The sequence below is a fragment of the Acinetobacter sp. UBA991 genome, from assembly GCF_002292065.1.
Lineage (GTDB): Bacteria > Pseudomonadota > Gammaproteobacteria > Pseudomonadales > Moraxellaceae > Acinetobacter > Acinetobacter higginsii.
In genome coordinates, this window is the sequence record NZ_DBBF01000044.1 from 89,156 (window position 1) to 108,143 (window position 18,988).

The window sequence follows — 18,988 nt, forward strand, 5'->3', positions numbered from 1 at the left end:
AATTGCAGTCTGTTTATAGTGCTGAAGATGCCTATAACTTTTTAGAAATCATCAGTATTAACAATTACAATGAGGCGAAAATTAATGGCAACAGTGATTGATGCTTTAGTGATGACAATGGGATTGGATGCCTCTGACTTCAATAAGAATAAGGACCTTGTTAAAAAGGGTGGCCGTGAACTTACTGAAGAAAGCCGGAGGCAAGCCAAGCAGATCGAGGACGGTTTTAAAAAGGTCATTTCTGGCGTAAATGAATTTAAGAAAGTAATGACCAGTGCTTTTGTCGCCGTTGCGGGCACTTCAGGACTTAAAGACCTGGTAACAGATGTAATTCAAGTTGAAGCGGCTTTGGGTCGTTTATCTTCACATACTGGCCAAACAACACAAGAGTTGCATGCCCTTGGAAATATCGTCGAACAGATTGGCGGTAAAGCTGACGAAACAGGTCAAAGTGCAAGCCGTTTGGCTCAGGAAATCACTGGGATATTCTATAAGGGTGAATCAGGTCCAATGACCGACTTCCTTTCTATGATGAATATTCAATTCGCCGATGCCCAAGGCAAAGCGCGTGACTTGAGTGCTATCTATTTGGATCTAGCATCAAAGTATGACAGCGGCAAATTTAGCAAAGAACAGTTCTTTAGTCTTACTACAAATGCAGGTTTCGGTGCTGGCGAAGTTGATGCGATTATGAAAGGGCGTGTTGAGCTTCAAAAGATGATTGAAACTCAGCAAAAGAACTCTCTAATCACACAAAAACAAGCTGAAACGGCGCGTGAATTAATGCGCTCATTCACTGAGTTAAAGCAAAATGTTGCATCAACTTCCCGTGAGTTTGTGGATTTTGTAGCGCCTTATTTGCATGAGTTCTTAGGTACCTTAAAAGAGGTGTTTGGGTGGCTTGAAGAAAATGAGGATTTCGTTGTAGGCGCTTTGGCAGCAATTGGCGGTGTTATTGCATTAACGTTGGTACCTGCACTTGCGTCCGCCGTGGCATTAACGGCACCCGTGGCGGCATTAGCGGCGGCAATTGGCTTGCTTTGGGATGATTACCAAGCATGGAAAAAAGGCAGTAATTCCTTCATCAATTGGGCAGTGTGGGAAAAAGAGATTAAGGATGCAACTGAAGCTTTAGACAAAATGTGGGAATCTTTAATGCGACTCACAGGCTCTACTGATAAAGTTTTTAGTTTTAAAAGTGTACTTAAAAGCGCGTTCGGTGAAATTGGGGATATTCTTCATGGTGTTTTGAGAACAATCACTAATGTTGCGACTGCTTTAGAGTTCCTGTTTAACGGCGACTGGAAACGTGCAGCCCGCGTTCTGATTTCCACGGAAAGCAATGAGGCCATCAGAAATTTAACTGACGAACAGCTAAATCAGCCTATTCCTAAACAAAATTTAGATGCTTCAATGGGTGGGTGGGGTCTAATTAAAAAAGGTTTAGCTAATAATCCTATGAACCCCGCAAATGTGCTTAGATTTCTACGAAGTCATCTAGTTGATCGACCACCAGAACAGCCAGCCATTCCTTATGCCCCTGCAAGTAAACCCTCAAATATTCCAAATAATGTTAATGCCCGCCGTATGAAATACGAAAGCATGATGGAGGAAGAATATCGCAAAAAGGGATTCAATGCCGATGAAATGGCTATTCTCAAGGCACAGATTTATCAGGAAAGTAAATTTGATCCTACAGCAGTTTCGCCTGCAGGTGCTAAAGGTATCGCTCAATTTATGCCAGATACAGCAACGCGGTTTGGTGTGGATACCAAAAGCAGCTCTCCTGATGCGGTTCGTTCACAATTTGCAGGGCAAGCAGCTTATATGAAATGGTTGTTAGCTAGATATAAGGGAGATTGGGATAAGGCTTTAGCAGGCTACAATGCTGGCGAGGGGAATGTTGATAAGTACGGCGGCATCCCTCCATTTAAGGAGACGCAAGGTTACGTCAAAAACATTAAAAATTTGAGTAATCAATTTAGAACCAAGCCAACATTTACGCCTCAAGGTGCGGGGACAAGAGGTCAACAAGCCATTAAACAATCTGGTTTGGATGGAACAGCAAGCATAGATAATCGGAATAATTCTCTTAGTTCTGAAACCCATATTGGTGAGATTCATATTCACACACAAGCAACAGATGCTAATATGATTGCACAAAATATAAAAGGTGCGATTACGGATAGTAATACAGCATTTGGGGTTTATCGTTTTGATACTGGAATGAGTTGATTATGAAAAAAATATTTCTTTTAGTGCTTGGTTTTTTTCCTGTACTGGCGCAAGCGGGCGTATGTGAGGTTAAAAAGAGTGATATTGATATTAATGGTCTTTCACTTGGTAAATCCATCCTGACTATCAGGACAGACCATCCAAGAACCTTTGATATTGATTATGATGTGGGGCGAGCTTCAATAGGTTATGTTGATCAAAAAGATTTTCAGGACCGTTTTAGTAAGACGCCCATATCAAGCTCAGGCTATATTACTTTTGACAAACAAACCAAGGCTATTAAAGAGTTTAGCGTGGGCTTTGATAGGCTTGGTGATTTTAGTCCTGAGAAATATAAAGCGGGAGTGGTTGCACTCTATTCGCTGCCAAAAGCAAATTGGACAGTTTTAAACTCAGTGGAAGGAAATAAGAGTTTTAATTATAACTGTGATGATTACTCTATAAAAATAGTGCATTCTGTTGATAGAGAAAGTTTTATGGTTGTAAAAGAAAATAGTAAATAAATAGATTCCATCTTTATTCAAAAACCCGCCTAGTGCGGGTTTTTTATTGGAGCTAATAAAATGGCATTGCCTTTAATCCCAAAACCACCATTCCCAAACGTCCCAAATTTACCAGGTGTGCCAACACTAAAACGGTTAAATAACCAGTCAACAACAGTTCGCGCCGTGTTAGGAAAGGTTCAGGGCGAAATATGGCGAGCATTAACAACTGAAAGCAATTGGGGCATTTTCAGCGAAAGCGGAGAGTTACTGGTACTTGCTGACACTGTGATTGATTTGTCTTTCAAAAATTCAAGTAAAGTTGCTCAGCATCCAGTAGCTGAAGGCGCTTTTGCAAGTTACAACAAAGTGGCTAGCCCTTTTGAAAACACAGTGAGGCTTTGCAAGGGTAGTGGATTAAAAACATTGGGCGAGATTGCCAATGTCATGCAGGACGGCGCTAGTGCTTTTGGAAAAGGTGCGTTAAATGCCCGGTCTGATTTTTTAGACACCATTGATGAGCTATCTAAATCGTTAACCTTGGTTCACGTTGTAACGCCTGAGAAAACATATACCAGTTGTAATATCGCTGAATACAATTATCGCCGTGAGCAAAGCAACGGTGCTCACATGTTGATTGTTGATATTAGTCTGGTTGAGGTTCGGCAAAACAAGGTTGCATATACTAAATCTGATGCCCCAACGGCAACAGAAAACTCTAAACAACCAGATGCTAAGCCACCCGTAAACGCTGGAAAAGTACAACCCAAAAAAGTTGATGATTCAGTTTTAAACCAAATAGCGAATAAAGGTTTGTGGAACACAATTAAAGGTATAGTGGGACGGTAAATATGCAACAGATTCCAATACAACAAACCCCTTCGCAGGTTGTAAGCGTGATTCTTGCGAACCAAAACTGTCAAATATCCCTGTACCAGAAAAGCACAGGGATTTTTTTTGATCTACGCGTGAATGATCGGCCAGTGGTGACAACTCGACTCGTAAGAAACACTGTGCCACTGGTGAGGCAACGATATTTAGGCTTTGTTGGTGATCTTATAGTGATGGACATGCAGGGAAATAAAGATCCTGAATATACAGGCCTAGGCTCTCGATACATGCTCTATTACTTGGAGGCTACCGATTTATGAGCAGCTTTACAAAGAAGAAAATAGATGTACGCATCACTATGGCCAATAAGGTGTTTAGTAATCAAGGTGACGCAAACACCATCGATCTATCAGGTTTTCGTGTAATTGCTGAAATCAAAAAGGTTGGTGTGTTTGGTGAGGGTTTTTGTTCACGTATCAAAATCTATGGCATGAAACAAGCCGACATGAATGCATTGAGTATCTTGGCTTGGGAGGTTTTGGGTGTAAATAGAAATACTATTTCAGTTTTTGCAGGTGACGAAGAATCTGGAATGGCTATGGTATTCGGCGGCCAGATTGCTAATGCATGGGCGGATTATTCGGTTGCCCCTGATACTTGTTTAGTGATTGATGCGACAGCAGGTTATACGGACCAGATCAAAGCAGCTTTGCCTAGTTCATATCTTGATGATGTGGAAATTTCAGCAGTAATGAAAACCCTTGCAGATAGCATGGGTTATTCATTTAGCAACAAAGGTGTTCAAGGACGTATTACAAGCCGCTATTTCAGTGGCACATTAATGAAACAGGCCCGTGCAATTGCAGAGCACGCCGGCATTGCAATGTTTATCGAGGGTGATTCTTTAATAATCATGCCAGAGGAAAACGGCGTAATCGATCAGGCTGAAATTCCAGTTATTTCGCCTTCCACTGGATTAGTGGGTTATCCCACATACAACAAGAATGGGATATGTATAAACACCTTGTTCGATCCACGTATTCAATATCGAGGAAGAATCAAATTAGAAAACACTTTGGATATTGTAAACGGTGAATGGCTTGTAATAAGTCTGGCTTATCAGCTTGAAAGTGAAAAGCCAAACGGCGCATGGTTCTGCCAAGTAGAGGCTAGGAGATTCCAGTATGCAGCAACAGCATGAGAATTTTGGACAACAAAATAACTCCACCACTTTAGACTCGGCCATTGCTCAGCGGTTTTTTATCAGTCAGATGCTCAATGATATTCAGACTGTTTCATTGGTAAAAGTAGTTGGAGTTAATGCAGGTGGAACTGGTCCGGTAGGGTTTGTTGATGTTCAACCATTGGTTAACCAAATGACAGGAGATAGAAAGGCTGTAGAGCATGGAGTAATCCATAAAATTCCATATTTCCGAATCCAAGGCGGTGCTAGTGCAATCATCATTGATCCCAAAGTGGGTGATATAGGGATGTGTGGATTTTGCAGCCGTGATATTTCGTCAGTAGTAGCAACCAAGAAAGCCGCCAATCCTGGTTCATATCGTAAGTTTGATTGGTCCGATGGTCTTTACTTTGGTGGATTTCTAAATGGTGCGCCGTCTCAGTATATCGAGTTTACTGACGATGGTATAAACATAGTTTCATCAAAAGTGAGTTTCAGCGGTGATGTGGAAATTGAAAAAACATTGACTGTGAAGGGTGTCATTAAATCCTTAATCGATGTATTCGCCAAGACTGTTAGCTTGCTTACACATATTACAACTGGTGTGCAATCAGGTACCAGCAATTCAGGACCACCACAACAATGAAAACTTTACTTTTAGATCAAGATACGTGGGATTTAGTGTTGGATGCTGAAGGAAATTTGGCTTCAGCTGCTGAACCCTATGCAGTGGCCCAAGATGTGGCCAGTGCGGTAAAACTTTTTGAGAGTGAGTTGTGGTACGACACATCCAAAGGGATTCCATACTTTTCTCAAGTACTGGGATATTTACCACCGCCGTCACTTCTCTATAGCTATTTTAAAAATGCAGCCTTATCTGTTCCAACTGTGACGACCGCAAAGGTTGTTTTAAATCCTATGGATGATCGGACAGTAACAGGTCAAATTCAATTTACAGATACATCGGGAGCAAAAGGAAGTGTCAACATCTAGCGTTCCAAAGATACAATTCACACCAAGTGGCCTTGTATTGCCTCAAGAATCAGTCATTTTAGACGGCGTATACCAAGACTATAATGCTGCATTAGGTGGCAATCTAAACCCTGCTTTAGAGACTCCACAGGGGCAATTAATCAGCAGCACCACGGCAATTATTGGCGACCATAATAGTGCTTTTGCGGAGTTCGTTAATCAAGTAGATCCAGATGTGGCAAGTGGGTTTATGCAAGATGCTATTGGTCGTATTTACTTCCTTAATCGCCATCCTGCAACATCAACAGTTGTTCAGTGTATTTGCACTGGTGTGATTGGTACGGTCATTCCACAGGGTTCACTTATAACAGATCAATCAGGCAATATCTATCAAAGCCTTGAAGCTGCGGTCCTGAATGCAAGCGGGCAGGCTACAGTAAATTTTGAATGCTTGGAAACTGGTCCAATTGTTTGTCCAGAAAATGCAGTGAAAATTTATCGTGCTGTTGTTGGTTGGGAGAATGTAGACAATCCAAGTGCTGGTATCACTGGCTCAGATGTAGAAAACAGATCAGATTTTGAGTTTCGCCGTAGACAATCAGTAGCAAAAAATGCTCATGGCTCCCTGCCTTCGATCTATGGTGCTGTTTTTGATTTGGATAATGTTATTGATGTTTATGCCATCGAAAATACACGGGGAAGTGTTGCCACAGTGGGAGCGACCAATTATCAAATGCAACCACATTCAATTTACGTGGCCGTGGTAGGTGGTGATAGTGATGATATTGGGTTAACGATCTGGACTAAAAAGAATGTTGGTTGTGACTATAACGGCAACACAGCAGTCACCGTAACTGATGATAGCTATAGTTATCCTAAGCCGACTTATGAAGTTAAGTTTCAACGTCCTGCATTAACGCCTGTATTAATTGAGGTCCAGATAGCGATGAATGCACTGTTGCCCTCAAACATTAATGACCTGGTTAAAGCCGCCGTAATCAGCACTTTTAACGGCAGTGACGGCGGAGCACGTGCAAGGATTGGCGGCACCATTTTTGCCAGTCGGTTTTATGCGGGGATTAGTAAGATTGATGCACGGGTGGAGATTCTTCAGGTTTTACTCGGCTTAACCTCAGCTAATGCCACATCAGTTGCACTTGGCATCGATCAAGCACCAACAATCTCAGAGTCTCAAATTACTGTAGTGCAGGTGTGATATGGAAAACGTACAGCAGACAATTATCAGCCAGTACGCCAATAGCCCATCTATAAATCAACTCATCGAATCAATGAATGAATATATTGATCCTAGGACCAATATGGAGAATTTCTATGATTTCGTTTGGGACTTGAACACGGCGCAGGGTTTTGGCTTGGATATTTGGGGCAAGATTGTTGGTGTCAGTCGGTCGTTAAGAGTGACAGATCCAGAGGACTATTTTGGCTTTAAGGATTCTGAATATCAGCCTTTTGATCAAGCGCCGTTTTATGATGAAACCATCCCAATCGGTACAGTCTATATTCTTGATGATGTGCAATATCGAATTTTAATCATCACTAAAGCCTTGGCCAATATTTCAGCCACAAATGCACAAGCTTTAAATCTATTGCTCAGACAACTCTTTAACAATAGGCGCTGTTATGTAGAGGAGGTGGGCGGCATGCAGGTTAATTACGTTTTTGAGTTCGCATTAACCAACCTTGAGTATGCAATTTTGGCGCAGTCAGGGGTTATTCAGAAACCCGCAGGCGTAAAGATCAATATTAAACAAACCGCGTGATGCGGTTTTTTTGTGGGAATTAATAACTATGCCACTTATTCAACCAGCACTAAATGCAACTCCTTTTGCAAAAAATGGTTTAAGAAATGCAATCCCAACCAATCCAGATCCTGATGCTGAAGCGGCGGCATCAATGGAGTTGGGATTCCCTGAATTAACGATGAAAAAGATCACACTGGGCGGTATTCCACCTAGTGGCCGTGATATGAATGGAATTCTAAACTTTTTGTCACAGCATCAAGTTTGGTTAAACGGCGGTGGCCAATATAAATTCAATGCAGATTTAGCGAATGCAGTTGGAGGTTATGCAAAGGGCGCCGTCATTGCTTCAAATGATGGTATGCGCCTTTATGTCTGCAAGGTCGACGGAAACCTTAATGATCCAAACAGTGATTTAACGGGTTGGGCTCTTTTCTCTACTGATCAACTGGAAAACATTCTCAACAGTTTGCAAGATCAAATCACAATAGAGAAAGCAGACCGAATTTATAGCGATAACCTGCTTAATGACAAGATTGACCTTGAAATTACCACTCGACAAGATCAAATAGCATCAGTTCAACAATCTATTAGTGATGAAGCCGCAACACGGTCTAATGCAGATGCCAACTTACAGCAAGCAATCGACAATGAATCCAATACCCGTTCAAATGCAGATTACAACCTTCAGCAAAATATCTATGGTGAGGAGAATGCGCGCATAAGTGCGGATAATAACCTGCAGTCTCAAATAAACGGAAAGCTCGGCCTTTCGGGTGGAACTGTAACGGGAAATTTAACCGTTAATAATGTTTTGACAGCCGCATCTATGTATCTTGGGAACTACTCAGCTGCTCAAAATGGTTGGACGGCGTTACCAAACGGATTAATTTTCCAATGGGGACGCTCTGATGATGATGGGAATATGAAATATTTTCCAATTCCATTTCCAAACAATGCTTTCTCTTTGGTTGCTCAGCAAATTACAGGCGAAGGTACCAGTAAAGTTTATGTGGAAATCGTGAGTAATAGCGAATTTAAAATTTACGAAGGTAGTTCATCTACTCCAAATACGAGTTTTTATTGGATGGCAATTGGTAATTAAATAGGGTGATATAGATATGAGCTGTGAATACGAATCTCTTAACATTATTCGTGGTGATTCATTCGGTTGCCAATGCCACTTCGATAATGAAGATGACGAGCCAATTGATTTAACAAATGTGGAAATAGAGGCCTCTTTAGAGACTCTAAGCCATTCATGGCAACAACCCTTAATTATCACCAAAGCTGATCAGATCGCCCACAGAGGCGATTTTTTAATGTCCGCTGATAGTACGACAGGTTGGATGATAGGTGATCTACAGATCAAATTAACGCGGATTATAGGCACTGCTCGATTAAGTGTGTTAATCCCAATAACTGTGCAACGGGGATGATATGGATAAGCTGACAATCAAAACAGAAAATATTGTTTTAAAGCTTAATACAGGTTCAATCGTTGTAGCGGGTGGCGCCGTTCAATCAGTACAAGGTAAAACAGGAGCTGTTATTCTTGATGCGATTGATGTGGATGCGGAGCCGCTAGGTAGTGTTGCTAATCTAAAAGCTTATGTTGATGATCAAGATGCTCTAAAGGCCAATAAGGACTATGTTGACGAAGAAAATCAACTGCTACATGAACAGATTGATTTAAAAGCTAATGCACAGGCAGTTAATCAAGCCTTATCAACAAAAGCTGATTTAGATGAAAGCGGTAAAGTTCCTGCATCTCAATTGCCAAGCTATGTGGATGATGTGCTTGATGGTCGCTATGTAAATCCTAGCCAATTCAATGATCTTAATGGTAATCCTTATACACCGGAATCGGGGAAAGTATATATAGATATAGATACCAATAAGACCTACCGTTGGAGTGGTATGTTGTACGTTGTTATTGGTGGCGGAGGTGTTGCTTTAGGTGAAACCTCAGAAACTGCATATCGCGGCGATAGAGGTAAGGTTGCATTTGATCATAGCCAATCTCAAGGCAATCCTCATAACTCTACGACAAGTGACATACCAGAGGGAAATAGACAATATTTCACTCCTGTACGTGTACGAGCCACAGATTTAACTGGCTTAACCCCAACAACAGGCACAGTCACAGCCGCAGATAGCTTTTTAGTTGGCTTTAATAAAATTGTGGGAACCTTAGCAACTGTTGGACCTCCCACCTGGGTAAGTGTTAAAACCTTGACGGGTATTGCTTGGCACGGTGGCGTTGATGTAGCCAATTCGACAATTGAAGTTGCTAAAATTGGAGGTATGCTTTGGATTCGTGGTTGGTTAAGAAATACAGGAACTCTTTTCAGTACAGTTCCTTTGGTATCTTGGACTCAAGCAACTTGGCTGATTGATGTGACTGGTATGGGGTATGGTTCGGCTTATGGACACTTCGCTGGTGGTGTTGTAGCTATGCACAGCTCTAATGATACAGGTTATTACAGACTTACAGCACGGCAAGGACAAAACCTAATTTACAACGGACTTTACCTAACCATTGATTCGGCTATTAGTTCAGTTGGTATTCTGCCTATCTTGCCAATGTGTATAGGTAAAGCATTTTAGTTTTTTATAGTTTTATAAATATTGTTCAAATATGCGGCCATTGAGCCGCTTTTTTTATATCTGGAGCAAGTAAAAATGGCAGAGCCAGTAAGTAGCGGTGCAGGCGCCGTAGCAATCAAGATGTATGGTCTAGGGGTAATGATCGCTGTTGTGATTGCATTGGGGTATCTGGTTGTTGTGATGACGCGCATGCCGCGTTCACGTAGCGAATGGGTGGTGAGTCTAGTCACAACGGTGATTGGCAGTATTGGGGCTGGTGGCTTTATCATTCAGTACTTTGGGATGCATGACTATGCAGGTACATGGGCGGGGATGTGTGCTATTGGTGGTTTGTTCTTCGCATCAGGTTTACCTTTTTGGGCGGTTGCTCGATGGTTCTTTAAATATGTGAATGATCGTGAAGGAAAAAATATTTTAGAAGTTGGCAAAGAAATCAAAGAGTTTAAAGACAACTTTTAATAGATCCAGAAATTCAATGCCGCCGTCACAGGCGGTTTTTTCATATCAAGAGGATAGTGAAATGGATAGAAAACCATTTTTTGATGCTGCACGTGAATTAGCAGGCGGAAAACTAACTCAGCCGCAAGTGGATAAGCTCAATCAGGTAATCGATGGATTTCAACCAAGCACCATGTTTACAAGCAAAATAGGCATTGACTTAATCACAAGCTTTGAAGATATAAGGCTGAATGCATACGATGATGGTGTAGGCGTTTGGACCATTGGCAAAGGCACAACTGTTTATCCAAACGGCGTTAAAGTCAAAATGGGCGATGTGTGCACTATGGAGCAGGCAAAGTCATATTTTGCTCATGATTTAAAGCGATTTGAAAATGCTGTTAACAGTGCTTTAACTGTTGTAGTGAATCAAAATCAATTCGATGCACTTGTATCGCTGGCCTATAACATCGGCGAGAAAGCTTTTAAAAACTCAACACTGGTTGAGCTACTGAATGCCAATAAATTTACAGCAGCAGCTGATCAGTTTTTGGTGTGGAATAAGGGTGGCGGAAAGGTAATGAAGGGCTTAGAGCGCCGCCGTGCTGCCGAACGAGCTCTTTTCTTAAAAAAGTAATTCACCGGTGCAGGCGTTCATTAGTTTCACTGCTTTTTAGCGTCTGTATACTCATTCTATTTCCTGCGTGTACAGCACACTCGATAAAAACAAACGTGAGCATATCCGTATGCCTCCAATGTGTGCAGGAAAGATAACAACGAAACTTTCGTAGTAGAAAATTAAAGCTCCTTAAAATAGAGGAGCTTATGGGTATTGTGCAAATCACAATACCCCTTAATTTTTTGCCTGTGATTTGATACCTCAAAAGTGAGGAGTCAGATGCGCTCAGATTTGATCTTACCCCATGGTGTTTACGTCAATTCTGACGATAAGGGTTTTCCCTTAAATTGAGGAAAACTATCTGATCCTCATAATCAGGGTGCAGGTGTACGGGAATTCCCGTTGACCTACAACCCTACCACACAGACAATTACCATTTTTACTGGTAATTGAAATTCCCACAGAGTGTGGTGATTACCCCCCATACTTGCTCCACCGATTGGTGGAGCAGCCCCCTCACTCAATTTTGAGGAAGGGTTGTTCAGTTTTTAGCACATTCATTTTGTTGGGCTTTGGCACTATTAAGAAATTCTAACAACGTGTGCACCTGAAAATTAAGCCGATAGTCATGCTGGGCAAGCTGATCAACCATCATCTCAGCCATTGCATCAATTAGAGAGAAATTATCTAAAACGAATTTTTCTGCTCGGAACCAACACTCATCCGCTATACCACAATACTGTTTGCGCTCATTTTCCCTGGTAACATTCCCATTAAATCTTATACCACGTGCTATATTTACATAGGTAGCTATTTGATTAGCGTCATTTGATGCAGAATCTTCATAAGCCGCAGAGATAGAATCTACATCAAATGTAGAAGTTTCTTTATCAAAAAATTCTGCCGCAACACCAGCCTGAAGACAAATAATCCTTTGAAGAAGATATTCATACACGGACTCAATATCAGGCAAGTTGGGTTGTGGCCAGCTCTTAGCGTGGGCTTCATGATAAATTTCACCCCTCATGCCTGAGGTTACTTTGATTTTTATATTATCTTCATTAAAACCAAAATGCCTTGCAGCAAACCAATGACCTAACTCATGCTTAGCTACAGCTAAGGCCTCCATATGTTTTGTTGGCATAAAAACCACTTTAAGAAATCAAGATCACGGTTGATTATTCTTATAAATTAGTTTGATGTCTACTTTATTTATACTGCCGAATGAACGTGATTACCTCTTTACACTACTGACCGTCTCAAAGTCACTCAGTCGGTTTATGAGCAGCAGTAAAAGGGATGCTCAAAATTGAGCAGGGGTAATTCCTAAAGAGTTAAGGGCAAGAATGACTATAAAATGATCAATCAAACCAGTTTTATTAAAATATTTTGTAATTCATTAAAAATAAATTGAAATGCCAGAATGTGCTAAATACTGCAACACAAATGCAAATTCATGAGTTAAGTTGTTGAATTATAAAAATAAAAAACGCTCTTATTAGAGCGTTTTTTTATTTTTTAGGATCAAGAATTAGAACTTCTTAAAGCCTTTATTGAAACCAATGGTTTTACGACCATTGTTATTATTGGCATTGCCACTTGGACGTTGTTGCTGTGACTGATCTTGTTCATCATCACGACGTTGTTGGCGTAAGTAACCGCCACGACGTGCTGCCATTGGCTTTTCAGACATACGTTCAGTACGGCGTTTTGCCATACCAAATAGACCTGTACCTTGACGTGGTTTTAATTCCACTGATTTTGCCAAGTTATCGATATCGCTTTTATCCAATTCCATCCAACGACCTGTACGTAACTCGCGTGGCAAAATGACAGTGCCGTAACGAGTACGCAATAAGCGGCTGACTTTTAAGCTTTGTGATTCAAAGATACGACGGACTTCACGGTTACGACCTTCTTTAACCACCACTTGATACCAACGGTTAATACCATCGCCACCAATTTCTGAGAATGATTCAAACTTGGCTGGACCATCTTCAAGCTCAACACCTTTCAGCATATTATTGCGAATTTGTGGGGTTACTTCGCCCATCACGCGAACAGCATATTCACGCTCAACTTCGTTTGAAGGGTGCATTAAACGGTTGGCAAGTTCACCATCATTGGTGAATAACAATAAGCCAGTACTGTTAATATCCAGACGACCCACCATGACCCAACGGTCGTTGGCAATTTGAGGCAAATGATCAAATACCGTAGGACGCTTTTCAGGGTCATTACGTGAACAGATTTCACCTTCTGGTTTATAGTAAATTAATACGCGGCGGCGAATTTCATCTTCAATTTGGAATTGTACTTTACGACCATCGATACGAAGTTCATCACCTGGTTCGATACGTTCGCCAACTTGGGCAATCTGACCATTGATACTGACACGACCAGCAGCAATGACTTCCTCCATATAGCGACGCGAGCCTAACCCGACTCTCGCTAAAACCTTTTGTAATTTTTCACTCATGACAGCACAACCTTAGACATAATGATCAACAGTTCACCTTTCTCAGGACTTCGGCGCATGTGCGTCGAGTGTCATGAATGCTTCCTTGGCGTTCTGCAGGGGAGGCAATTGACCTAGCGAAGCTAAACCAAATGCATTTAAAAATTGGGGCGTTGTGACTAACAACGCAGGTCTTCCGGGTAAATCTCTGAAACCAGATTCTTTAATCCAGTTCCAGTCAAAAAGCGTTCTTAAATTCTGGCTATTGTTGGATACACCACGAATCTGCTCAATATCGGCACGTGTGACTGGTTGATGGTAAGCAATCACTGCGACAGTTTCGAGTAAAGAGGGTGACAACTTGGTTGGGCGCTCTGGCCAAACCTGTGCAATAACATTTCGATATTTGGCACGTACTTGAAATCGAAAACCTTGCGCAGTTTCAATTAATTCGATTGAACGGCCATGCTGTAACATCGCCAGTTGCTGTAAAAATGTGCGTAATTGCTGCTTATTATATTGGTTTTGAAAAGCCTCTTTTAGACGTGCAAGAGAGACTGGTGAGTCACTGGCGAATAAAATCGCTTCAAGTTGCAATAAAACCTCATGATGAATGTCCTCAAACGACATACCTTCATTTTGCTCAAATTGATCTAAACTCATGCAGCAACTCCTTGAATGGTTAAAGGAGCTTCAATACCTGTATGGATAATCTGAATTCTTTGCTGACGTGTCAGTTCAAGCACCGCCATAAAAGTGACCACCATCCCCATACGACCTTGCATGGGATTTAATAATTCAATAAAACTCAATGCCTCACCTGACGCAAGTTGGCTTTCAATAAAGGCTATACGTTCTTCCAATAATACAGGCTCTTGTGCCACAACATGAGTGATGGGCTCAGGGCGGTTGAATACGCAAAATAAAGCATCATGCAAGGCTTCAACATCATAGCCTTCATAAATAGGGGCAATGTGACCAATACTCACGTTAGCGCTAAAAGTATCGCGTTCGAAGATTGGCATCTGTCCCAATCGTTCCGCAGCTTGCTTTATACGTAGATAGGTTTCTAAACGGTCAATTAACTCTTGTTTTGGATCTTTTTCAAATTGATCAACAGCGACTGGTTTCGGGAGCAGTAAACGCGATTTCAAATCTGCAAGTAATGCTGCCATGACCATATAATCAGCCGTGAGCTCAATATTCAGTGATTTCATACTATCCATATAGGACAGATATTGAGTGGCAATCGGAGAAATATCGACCTGTAATAAATCAAAGCCATTTTTTTGAATCAGGTAAATCAGAAAGTCTAACGGGCCTTCAAATTGTTCCAGTAAGATTTCAAACGCGGCGGGCGGTATATATAAATCTTCAGGTATGACTTCCTGCCACTCGTCAAGCACGCGAATGGAAGGAGTGGACTCCAAAGTTTGGGGGAGAATTTGGTTCATTACCGTTATAAGCCACGCGAATTTTCAAAAGCATGAAAGATATAATTTTTTGTGCAAAGAGAGGCACATGCTACCAAGAGCAGCTCTATTCTAATCGAAATTGCCAATTTAATAAATTACCTACTTACAAAAACCTTAAAGTTCTCAGGGTATTTTCTGTATTTATGCAAGATTCCATAGGTCATAGAAAAAACTTATGCTTAAATTAGCAACGGAAATCATTCTTTTTTTCAATTATAAATCATCATGAAACATTATTTAAAAACACAACAGAACCAGTTTGGGCAAACCGTAGGCTTTGCCATTGATCATCAACCCAATCAACCGATTAAACATAATTTAGATGGGCAATCTGTCAAATTGATTCATATTGCTGGTGAAATTTCTGATCAGGCTGCGAATCAAATTTGGGATGCTGTTGCAACGGAAAAGGATGCGGCCTGCTGGACGTATTTGCCTTATGCCGCACCGCAAAGCCAATTTTTGTTAAAACAGGATTTGCAAAATCTATTTGGTTTTAAAGGCTCAACTCATTTTTTAATTGAAATTGATGGCGAGACCCAAGGTTGGATTGCTTTGTTAAATCCAAGGCTGGAACAGGGCGCGATCGAAATAGGCAATGTTTACTTTTCCCATCGAATGAAAAAGTCCAAAGCATCAACGGAGGTAATCTTTTTACTGTTACAACGATGCTTTGCCCATGGTTTTAGGCGTGTAGAGTGGAAATGTGATGATTGTAATGCACCGTCTAAAGCCGCAGCCTTACGTTTTGGTTTTCAGTATGAAGGTTTATTTCGTCAAGATCGGATGACTAAAGGGCATAACCGTAATACTGCATGGTTTTCAATCATTGATGAAGAATGGCCTGATTTAGAAAAAATCTATCAACAATGGCTCAGTCCTGATAATTTTGATGCGCAAGGTTTTCAAAAACAGCGATTGTCTGACTTTTTTGAAGGCTAATGAGCGATTATTAAAATTCGCTTATGCCTTTTTTAAAATAATTCATCATAAAGCAACCGTTGATTTTCTAGTCATCGGAAAGTAAGGTTTTTTGATTTATTTTGTTGAATTTAATAAATATTTATAAATAATAGCTCGATTATTAAATGAGTGAGAACTCATAGACTATAAAATTAAATAATGAGGGCTAATATGAATATTAAATTTGTTGCAACGGGCCTAATAATTATTGGTGCTCTATTTTGGGGGACTGAGATATATTGGGCTAAGCAGTTTGAACAGCAGGCCAGAAACCATTTCAAAAGTATGGCTTTTGTACAGCAAATGAATGAGGCTATGCGTCGAGCGGGCTACCCGATTAAAGTGGATGCACTCAATCAATACCCTCATATTTTAGTTTATGTCACTTTAACTGAACCAATGACAGAAAACGTAAATAGAGATGATCTAAGAGGGGAAATGGAAAAAGCACATCATCAAATGACATGCGGTTATTTTGATTATATTCAGGAAAAAGAAGCCAGCGACAAATATAAAGATATTGGCAAAGGGGTTGTGAAAGTTATAGAAGAGGATCAGCCAGCCACAACTTATTTTTTTAAAACTTATGATGGCAATGTGTTGTATGAAAAAAAACAGATACTTTCAGAGTGTTCTGAGTTTTTAAAATTAAAACAAACTATTGTATAGCATTTTGATTTAAGTGAATTGAATATGACTATAGGCAGACGCTGCGTTTTCTGTTGGAGACCTCTAGCAGCTTACGACGCTTTCTGCACCCAAGCTGCGTTTTATACAACATTTACTCAAAAGCACTGACATCACCGACACCACGACGTACGACTTCAGGGTTTTCTCCAGATAAATCTACGATACTGGTGGTGGATAAGGTTCCGAATCCACTATCGATAAACACATCAATACGTTTACCCAACTGGTTTTCAATATCAAATGGATCATCCAACGGATCTTTTTGATCAGGCAAAATTAAGGTACTGGTTAACAATGGTTCACCAAGTTCTTTTAATAAAGCCTGTGCAACGGGATTACTTGGAATACGTAGACCAATGGTTTTTTTCTTAGGATGCATTAAACGTTTTGGTACTTCGCTGGTCGCGGGCAAAATAAAAGTCGTAACCGCTGGTGTATTATTTTTTAATAGACGATACATCGCGTTATCGACTTTGGCATAGGTCGCAATATCGGATAAATCACAACACATAATCGCATACTGGTGCTTTGGTCCCAGACCACGAATTTGTGCAATCCGTTCCATTGCGCTCTTATTTCCGATTTGACAACCGATCGCGTATGCAGCATCTGTTGGATAGACCACAACATCACCAGCACGAATACGTTCTACTGCTTGTGTAATTAAGCGAGCCTGTGGATTTTCAGGATGAATATGTAAATGCAACATTATTTTAACTCCCTGATTTATACGGCTAAATTCAGTATGAAACTTGTTAGGGGCATGTTGCAAGTCTTAGATGTGATAATTTTGTCATTTAATCAAGGTATTCACGTTTAAATTCATCGAGTTGTAATGGTGTTCCATTGCGGGTAGACACGCAGATGTAATGAATGAAATGTGCGGCATCGCGGGGTAATTTTGCTTCCCCAGAAAAATAACGTTGTACTTGCGCAAAGACATGATCTTTAAATTGATCTCCATTACCGCCATCGCCTGTTAAGTTATCCAGTGACACACGAAATTTCCGACCAAAGGCAGTCGCAAATAGCCATTCTATGGCTTGAGGTTTAATTTCAACTTGTTCAAACAGGGCCTGTTGTTCTGAACTTCGCCCATCAGGTGCATACCAATAGCCAAGGTCGGAAAGTAGGCGGCGTTGCTCACCAGCAATGCTCCAATGGCTGATTTCATGTAGAGCACTATTGAAGAAACCATGGGCAAATTGGATCTTTGCAGGCTGCTCAGAAGTGGCTGGGAAATATTCTGGTTCAAAATCACCTTTAACAAGTGTGACATTATGGTGGGAAAACCAGTGATTAAAGTGTAAAATAAGCCAATCGACCTGTTCTGGTTCTGTTGTTAACTTTTGCCAAGATGAACGTTGCACTTGATCTAGCGCTAACACAGGAACAGAGGTTGAATGGGTGCTAACAAGTAATGAAGATGTTACTTCAAGTTGCGGCTGCAACAGGTACATTGCTTAATTTACCCCGAGTTCTGTCTAAAGAAGTACAAAATTGTATCTTAATCTTTGACAGAGTACCGATGAATTTGTAGAATTGCCGCCTTAATTATGTCAGCAAATACTTTTCCAAGCCAAATCGAGCCATTTAAATGGGCTGAACAGGGCTTTACATGGTCAGGAACACTGCCATTGTCTCGCTTTGCTCGTATTGCTCGAGAAGCTGTTGGTTCAATTGATGATCAATTGATCAACATAGACTGTAAGCTATCAATGGATATCTATCATCGTATTGTATGGTTAGATGGACATACTGAAGCAAAAGTTCCAATGGTGTGCCAACGTTGTTTGGAAGCCGTTGAAATTGAATTGGTTTCAGATTTTCATTTAGCTTTGATTGATGATGAGTCACTGATAGAGCGATTGGATGAGGATGCTGATTTCATCGTTCTAGGTGAAAGTGAATCTTCAAAAAAAGGTGATTTTGATGCACCTGCAGTGATAGATTTGCTCGCACTATTAGAAGATGAGCTGTTATTGTTGGTGCCTTTATCTCCTAAGCATGATGCTTGTGAGCATAAGCATCAACCTACCACTCCAGATGTTGTCGAAGAGAAACGGGATAATCCGTTTGATGTTTTGGCAGGTCTGAAGGGTAAACTTAACTCATAATTTATGTTATAATGTTGAGTTAAGACAACTGAATTTGTTCTGATCCATTTTTTCGATCTTTGTAAGGAGCCATCATGGCCGTTCAGCAAAACCGTAAAAGTCGCTCTCGCCGTGACATGCGCCGTTCACATGACGCTTTAACCGAGAATGCATTA

At 40.8% G+C, this 18,988-nt stretch carries 24 protein-coding genes; 18 read left to right on the forward strand and 6 right to left on the reverse strand.

Annotated features, from left to right (window positions below):
- Positions 1 to 84: 84 nt before the first annotated feature.
- From B2727_RS19865 to B2727_RS19925, 14 genes are all read left to right on the forward strand, one after another.
- Entirely contained in the window at positions 85 to 2,235 is a 2,151-nt protein-coding gene (locus tag B2727_RS19865; RefSeq protein ID WP_241345546.1) for a lytic transglycosylase domain-containing protein, read from the forward strand.
- 2 nt (positions 2,236 to 2,237) lie between these two features.
- The gene (locus B2727_RS19870; protein WP_241345545.1) at positions 2,238 to 2,738 is read left to right on the forward strand and encodes a hypothetical protein; all 501 of its coding nucleotides are present in this window, start codon (positions 2,238 to 2,240) and stop codon (positions 2,736 to 2,738) included.
- Between the two features lie 60 nt (positions 2,739 to 2,798).
- Positions 2,799 to 3,566 carry a phage baseplate protein gene (locus B2727_RS19875; RefSeq protein ID WP_241345544.1) on the forward strand — a complete coding sequence of 256 codons (768 nt, stop codon included), beginning with the start codon at positions 2,799 to 2,801 and terminating at the stop codon, positions 3,564 to 3,566.
- A 2-nt stretch (positions 3,567 to 3,568) separates the two neighbouring features.
- The gene (locus B2727_RS20050) at positions 3,569 to 3,868 is read left to right on the forward strand and encodes a phage baseplate plug family protein (protein ID WP_409449594.1); all 300 of its coding nucleotides are present in this window, start codon (positions 3,569 to 3,571) and stop codon (positions 3,866 to 3,868) included.
- The gene (locus B2727_RS19880; RefSeq protein WP_241345543.1) at positions 3,865 to 4,749 is read left to right on the forward strand and encodes a baseplate hub protein; all 885 of its coding nucleotides are present in this window, start codon (positions 3,865 to 3,867) and stop codon (positions 4,747 to 4,749) included. The genes B2727_RS20050 and B2727_RS19880 overlap by 4 nt, the downstream gene beginning before the upstream one ends.
- Positions 4,733 to 5,377: a Gp138 family membrane-puncturing spike protein gene (locus B2727_RS19885; protein WP_241345542.1), complete on the forward strand. Its 645-nt coding sequence runs from the start codon at positions 4,733 to 4,735 to the stop codon at positions 5,375 to 5,377. The genes B2727_RS19880 and B2727_RS19885 overlap by 17 nt, the downstream gene beginning before the upstream one ends.
- The gene (locus tag B2727_RS19890; protein ID WP_241345541.1) at positions 5,374 to 5,724 is read left to right on the forward strand and encodes a hypothetical protein; all 351 of its coding nucleotides are present in this window, start codon (positions 5,374 to 5,376) and stop codon (positions 5,722 to 5,724) included. Before B2727_RS19885 ends, B2727_RS19890 begins: the two co-directional genes overlap by 4 nt.
- On the forward strand, positions 5,711 to 6,919 hold the full coding sequence (locus tag B2727_RS19895) for a baseplate J/gp47 family protein (protein WP_241345540.1): 1,209 nt from the start codon (positions 5,711 to 5,713) through the stop codon (positions 6,917 to 6,919). The genes B2727_RS19890 and B2727_RS19895 overlap by 14 nt, the downstream gene beginning before the upstream one ends.
- A 1-nt stretch (position 6,920) precedes the next feature.
- On the forward strand, positions 6,921 to 7,484 hold the full coding sequence (locus tag B2727_RS19900; protein ID WP_241345539.1) for a DUF2612 domain-containing protein: 564 nt from the start codon (positions 6,921 to 6,923) through the stop codon (positions 7,482 to 7,484).
- 28 nt (positions 7,485 to 7,512) lie between these two features.
- Complete coding sequence (locus B2727_RS19905; RefSeq protein ID WP_241345538.1) at positions 7,513 to 8,568, forward strand: gp53-like domain-containing protein; 1,056 nt, start codon at positions 7,513 to 7,515, stop codon at positions 8,566 to 8,568.
- Between the two features lie 16 nt (positions 8,569 to 8,584).
- Positions 8,585 to 8,902, forward strand: coding sequence for a hypothetical protein (locus B2727_RS19910; RefSeq protein WP_241345537.1), 318 nt, complete (start codon positions 8,585 to 8,587; stop codon positions 8,900 to 8,902).
- Position 8,903: 1 nt separating this feature from the next.
- Positions 8,904 to 10,073, forward strand: a complete 1,170-nt coding sequence (locus B2727_RS19915; protein ID WP_241345536.1) for a hypothetical protein — start codon at positions 8,904 to 8,906, stop codon at positions 10,071 to 10,073.
- Between the two features lie 75 nt (positions 10,074 to 10,148).
- Positions 10,149 to 10,532 (forward strand): hypothetical protein, encoded by a 384-nt coding sequence (locus B2727_RS19920; protein ID WP_241345535.1) that lies wholly within the window; start codon positions 10,149 to 10,151, stop codon positions 10,530 to 10,532.
- A gap of 61 nt (positions 10,533 to 10,593) precedes the next feature.
- The gene (locus B2727_RS19925; protein ID WP_241345534.1) at positions 10,594 to 11,148 is read left to right on the forward strand and encodes a lysozyme; all 555 of its coding nucleotides are present in this window, start codon (positions 10,594 to 10,596) and stop codon (positions 11,146 to 11,148) included.
- A 523-nt stretch (positions 11,149 to 11,671) separates the two neighbouring features.
- On the opposite strand, the gene B2727_RS19930 is transcribed toward B2727_RS19925, so the two are convergent.
- From B2727_RS19930 to B2727_RS19945, 4 genes are all read right to left on the reverse strand, one after another.
- The gene (locus B2727_RS19930; RefSeq protein WP_241345533.1) at positions 11,672 to 12,274 is read right to left on the reverse strand and encodes a hypothetical protein; all 603 of its coding nucleotides are present in this window, start codon (positions 12,272 to 12,274) and stop codon (positions 11,672 to 11,674) included.
- A gap of 387 nt (positions 12,275 to 12,661) precedes the next feature.
- Complete coding sequence (gene rluB / locus B2727_RS19935; protein ID WP_004804930.1) at positions 12,662 to 13,609, reverse strand: 23S rRNA pseudouridine(2605) synthase RluB; 948 nt, start codon at positions 13,607 to 13,609, stop codon at positions 12,662 to 12,664.
- Between the two features lie 42 nt (positions 13,610 to 13,651).
- Positions 13,652 to 14,251 carry an SMC-Scp complex subunit ScpB gene (scpB, locus tag B2727_RS19940; protein ID WP_005205502.1) on the reverse strand — a complete coding sequence of 200 codons (600 nt, stop codon included), beginning with the start codon at positions 14,249 to 14,251 and terminating at the stop codon, positions 13,652 to 13,654.
- Complete coding sequence (locus B2727_RS19945; protein WP_004804932.1) at positions 14,248 to 15,042, reverse strand: segregation and condensation protein A; 795 nt, start codon at positions 15,040 to 15,042, stop codon at positions 14,248 to 14,250. The genes scpB and B2727_RS19945 overlap by 4 nt, the downstream gene beginning before the upstream one ends.
- 246 nt (positions 15,043 to 15,288) lie before the next feature.
- Between B2727_RS19945 and B2727_RS19950 the strand changes: the two genes are divergently transcribed.
- Complete coding sequence (locus B2727_RS19950) at positions 15,289 to 16,005, forward strand: GNAT family N-acetyltransferase (RefSeq protein WP_033134428.1); 717 nt, start codon at positions 15,289 to 15,291, stop codon at positions 16,003 to 16,005.
- A gap of 192 nt (positions 16,006 to 16,197) precedes the next feature.
- Entirely contained in the window at positions 16,198 to 16,695 is a 498-nt protein-coding gene (locus B2727_RS19955) for a hypothetical protein (RefSeq protein ID WP_033134429.1), read from the forward strand.
- Positions 16,696 to 16,807: 112 nt separating this feature from the next.
- Here B2727_RS19955 and B2727_RS19960 read toward each other — a convergent pair whose 3' ends face one another.
- Both B2727_RS19960 and B2727_RS19965 read right to left on the reverse strand, forming a co-directional pair.
- The gene (locus B2727_RS19960) at positions 16,808 to 17,425 is read right to left on the reverse strand and encodes an L-threonylcarbamoyladenylate synthase (RefSeq protein WP_004804938.1); all 618 of its coding nucleotides are present in this window, start codon (positions 17,423 to 17,425) and stop codon (positions 16,808 to 16,810) included.
- An 88-nt stretch (positions 17,426 to 17,513) separates the two neighbouring features.
- Positions 17,514 to 18,176 carry an elongation factor P hydroxylase gene (locus tag B2727_RS19965; RefSeq protein WP_005205499.1) on the reverse strand — a complete coding sequence of 221 codons (663 nt, stop codon included), beginning with the start codon at positions 18,174 to 18,176 and terminating at the stop codon, positions 17,514 to 17,516.
- 96 nt (positions 18,177 to 18,272) lie between these two features.
- On the opposite strand from B2727_RS19965, the gene B2727_RS19970 reads away from it, so the two are divergent.
- Positions 18,273 to 18,833, forward strand: a complete 561-nt coding sequence (locus tag B2727_RS19970; RefSeq protein ID WP_005312651.1) for a YceD family protein — start codon at positions 18,273 to 18,275, stop codon at positions 18,831 to 18,833.
- A 74-nt stretch (positions 18,834 to 18,907) separates the two neighbouring features.
- The coding region (gene rpmF / locus B2727_RS19975) for a 50S ribosomal protein L32 (protein WP_291350245.1) at positions 18,908 to 18,988 on the forward strand (81 nt) is incomplete at its 3' end.

What these genes read in the sequence shown, in the direction of transcription:
- B2727_RS19865 (WP_241345546.1), top strand. Translation starts at nt 85, where the DNA reads ATGGCAACAGTGATTGATGCTTTAGTGATGACAATGGGATTGGATGCC.
- B2727_RS19870 (WP_241345545.1), top strand. Translation starts at nt 2,238, where the DNA reads ATGAAAAAAATATTTCTTTTAGTGCTTGGTTTTTTTCCTGTACTGGCG.
- B2727_RS19875 (WP_241345544.1), top strand. Translation starts at nt 2,799, where the DNA reads ATGGCATTGCCTTTAATCCCAAAACCACCATTCCCAAACGTCCCAAAT.
- B2727_RS20050 (WP_409449594.1), top strand. Translation starts at nt 3,569, where the DNA reads ATGCAACAGATTCCAATACAACAAACCCCTTCGCAGGTTGTAAGCGTG.
- B2727_RS19880 (WP_241345543.1), top strand. Translation starts at nt 3,865, where the DNA reads ATGAGCAGCTTTACAAAGAAGAAAATAGATGTACGCATCACTATGGCC.
- B2727_RS19885 (WP_241345542.1), top strand. Translation starts at nt 4,733, where the DNA reads ATGCAGCAACAGCATGAGAATTTTGGACAACAAAATAACTCCACCACT.
- B2727_RS19890 (WP_241345541.1), top strand. Translation starts at nt 5,374, where the DNA reads ATGAAAACTTTACTTTTAGATCAAGATACGTGGGATTTAGTGTTGGAT.
- B2727_RS19900 (WP_241345539.1), top strand. Translation starts at nt 6,921, where the DNA reads ATGGAAAACGTACAGCAGACAATTATCAGCCAGTACGCCAATAGCCCA.
- B2727_RS19905 (WP_241345538.1), top strand. Translation starts at nt 7,513, where the DNA reads ATGCCACTTATTCAACCAGCACTAAATGCAACTCCTTTTGCAAAAAAT.
- B2727_RS19910 (WP_241345537.1), top strand. Translation starts at nt 8,585, where the DNA reads ATGAGCTGTGAATACGAATCTCTTAACATTATTCGTGGTGATTCATTC.
- B2727_RS19915 (WP_241345536.1), top strand. Translation starts at nt 8,904, where the DNA reads ATGGATAAGCTGACAATCAAAACAGAAAATATTGTTTTAAAGCTTAAT.
- B2727_RS19920 (WP_241345535.1), top strand. Translation starts at nt 10,149, where the DNA reads ATGGCAGAGCCAGTAAGTAGCGGTGCAGGCGCCGTAGCAATCAAGATG.
- B2727_RS19925 (WP_241345534.1), top strand. Translation starts at nt 10,594, where the DNA reads ATGGATAGAAAACCATTTTTTGATGCTGCACGTGAATTAGCAGGCGGA.
- B2727_RS19930 (WP_241345533.1), bottom strand. Translation starts at nt 12,274, where the DNA reads ATGCCAACAAAACATATGGAGGCCTTAGCTGTAGCTAAGCATGAGTTA.
- rluB (WP_004804930.1), bottom strand. Translation starts at nt 13,609, where the DNA reads ATGAGTGAAAAATTACAAAAGGTTTTAGCGAGAGTCGGGTTAGGCTCG.
- scpB (WP_005205502.1), bottom strand. Translation starts at nt 14,251, where the DNA reads ATGAGTTTAGATCAATTTGAGCAAAATGAAGGTATGTCGTTTGAGGAC.
- B2727_RS19945 (WP_004804932.1), bottom strand. Translation starts at nt 15,042, where the DNA reads ATGAACCAAATTCTCCCCCAAACTTTGGAGTCCACTCCTTCCATTCGC.
- B2727_RS19950 (WP_033134428.1), top strand. Translation starts at nt 15,289, where the DNA reads ATGAAACATTATTTAAAAACACAACAGAACCAGTTTGGGCAAACCGTA.
- B2727_RS19955 (WP_033134429.1), top strand. Translation starts at nt 16,198, where the DNA reads ATGAATATTAAATTTGTTGCAACGGGCCTAATAATTATTGGTGCTCTA.
- B2727_RS19960 (WP_004804938.1), bottom strand. Translation starts at nt 17,425, where the DNA reads ATGTTGCATTTACATATTCATCCTGAAAATCCACAGGCTCGCTTAATT.
- B2727_RS19965 (WP_005205499.1), bottom strand. Translation starts at nt 18,176, where the DNA reads ATGTACCTGTTGCAGCCGCAACTTGAAGTAACATCTTCATTACTTGTT.
- B2727_RS19970 (WP_005312651.1), top strand. Translation starts at nt 18,273, where the DNA reads ATGTCAGCAAATACTTTTCCAAGCCAAATCGAGCCATTTAAATGGGCT.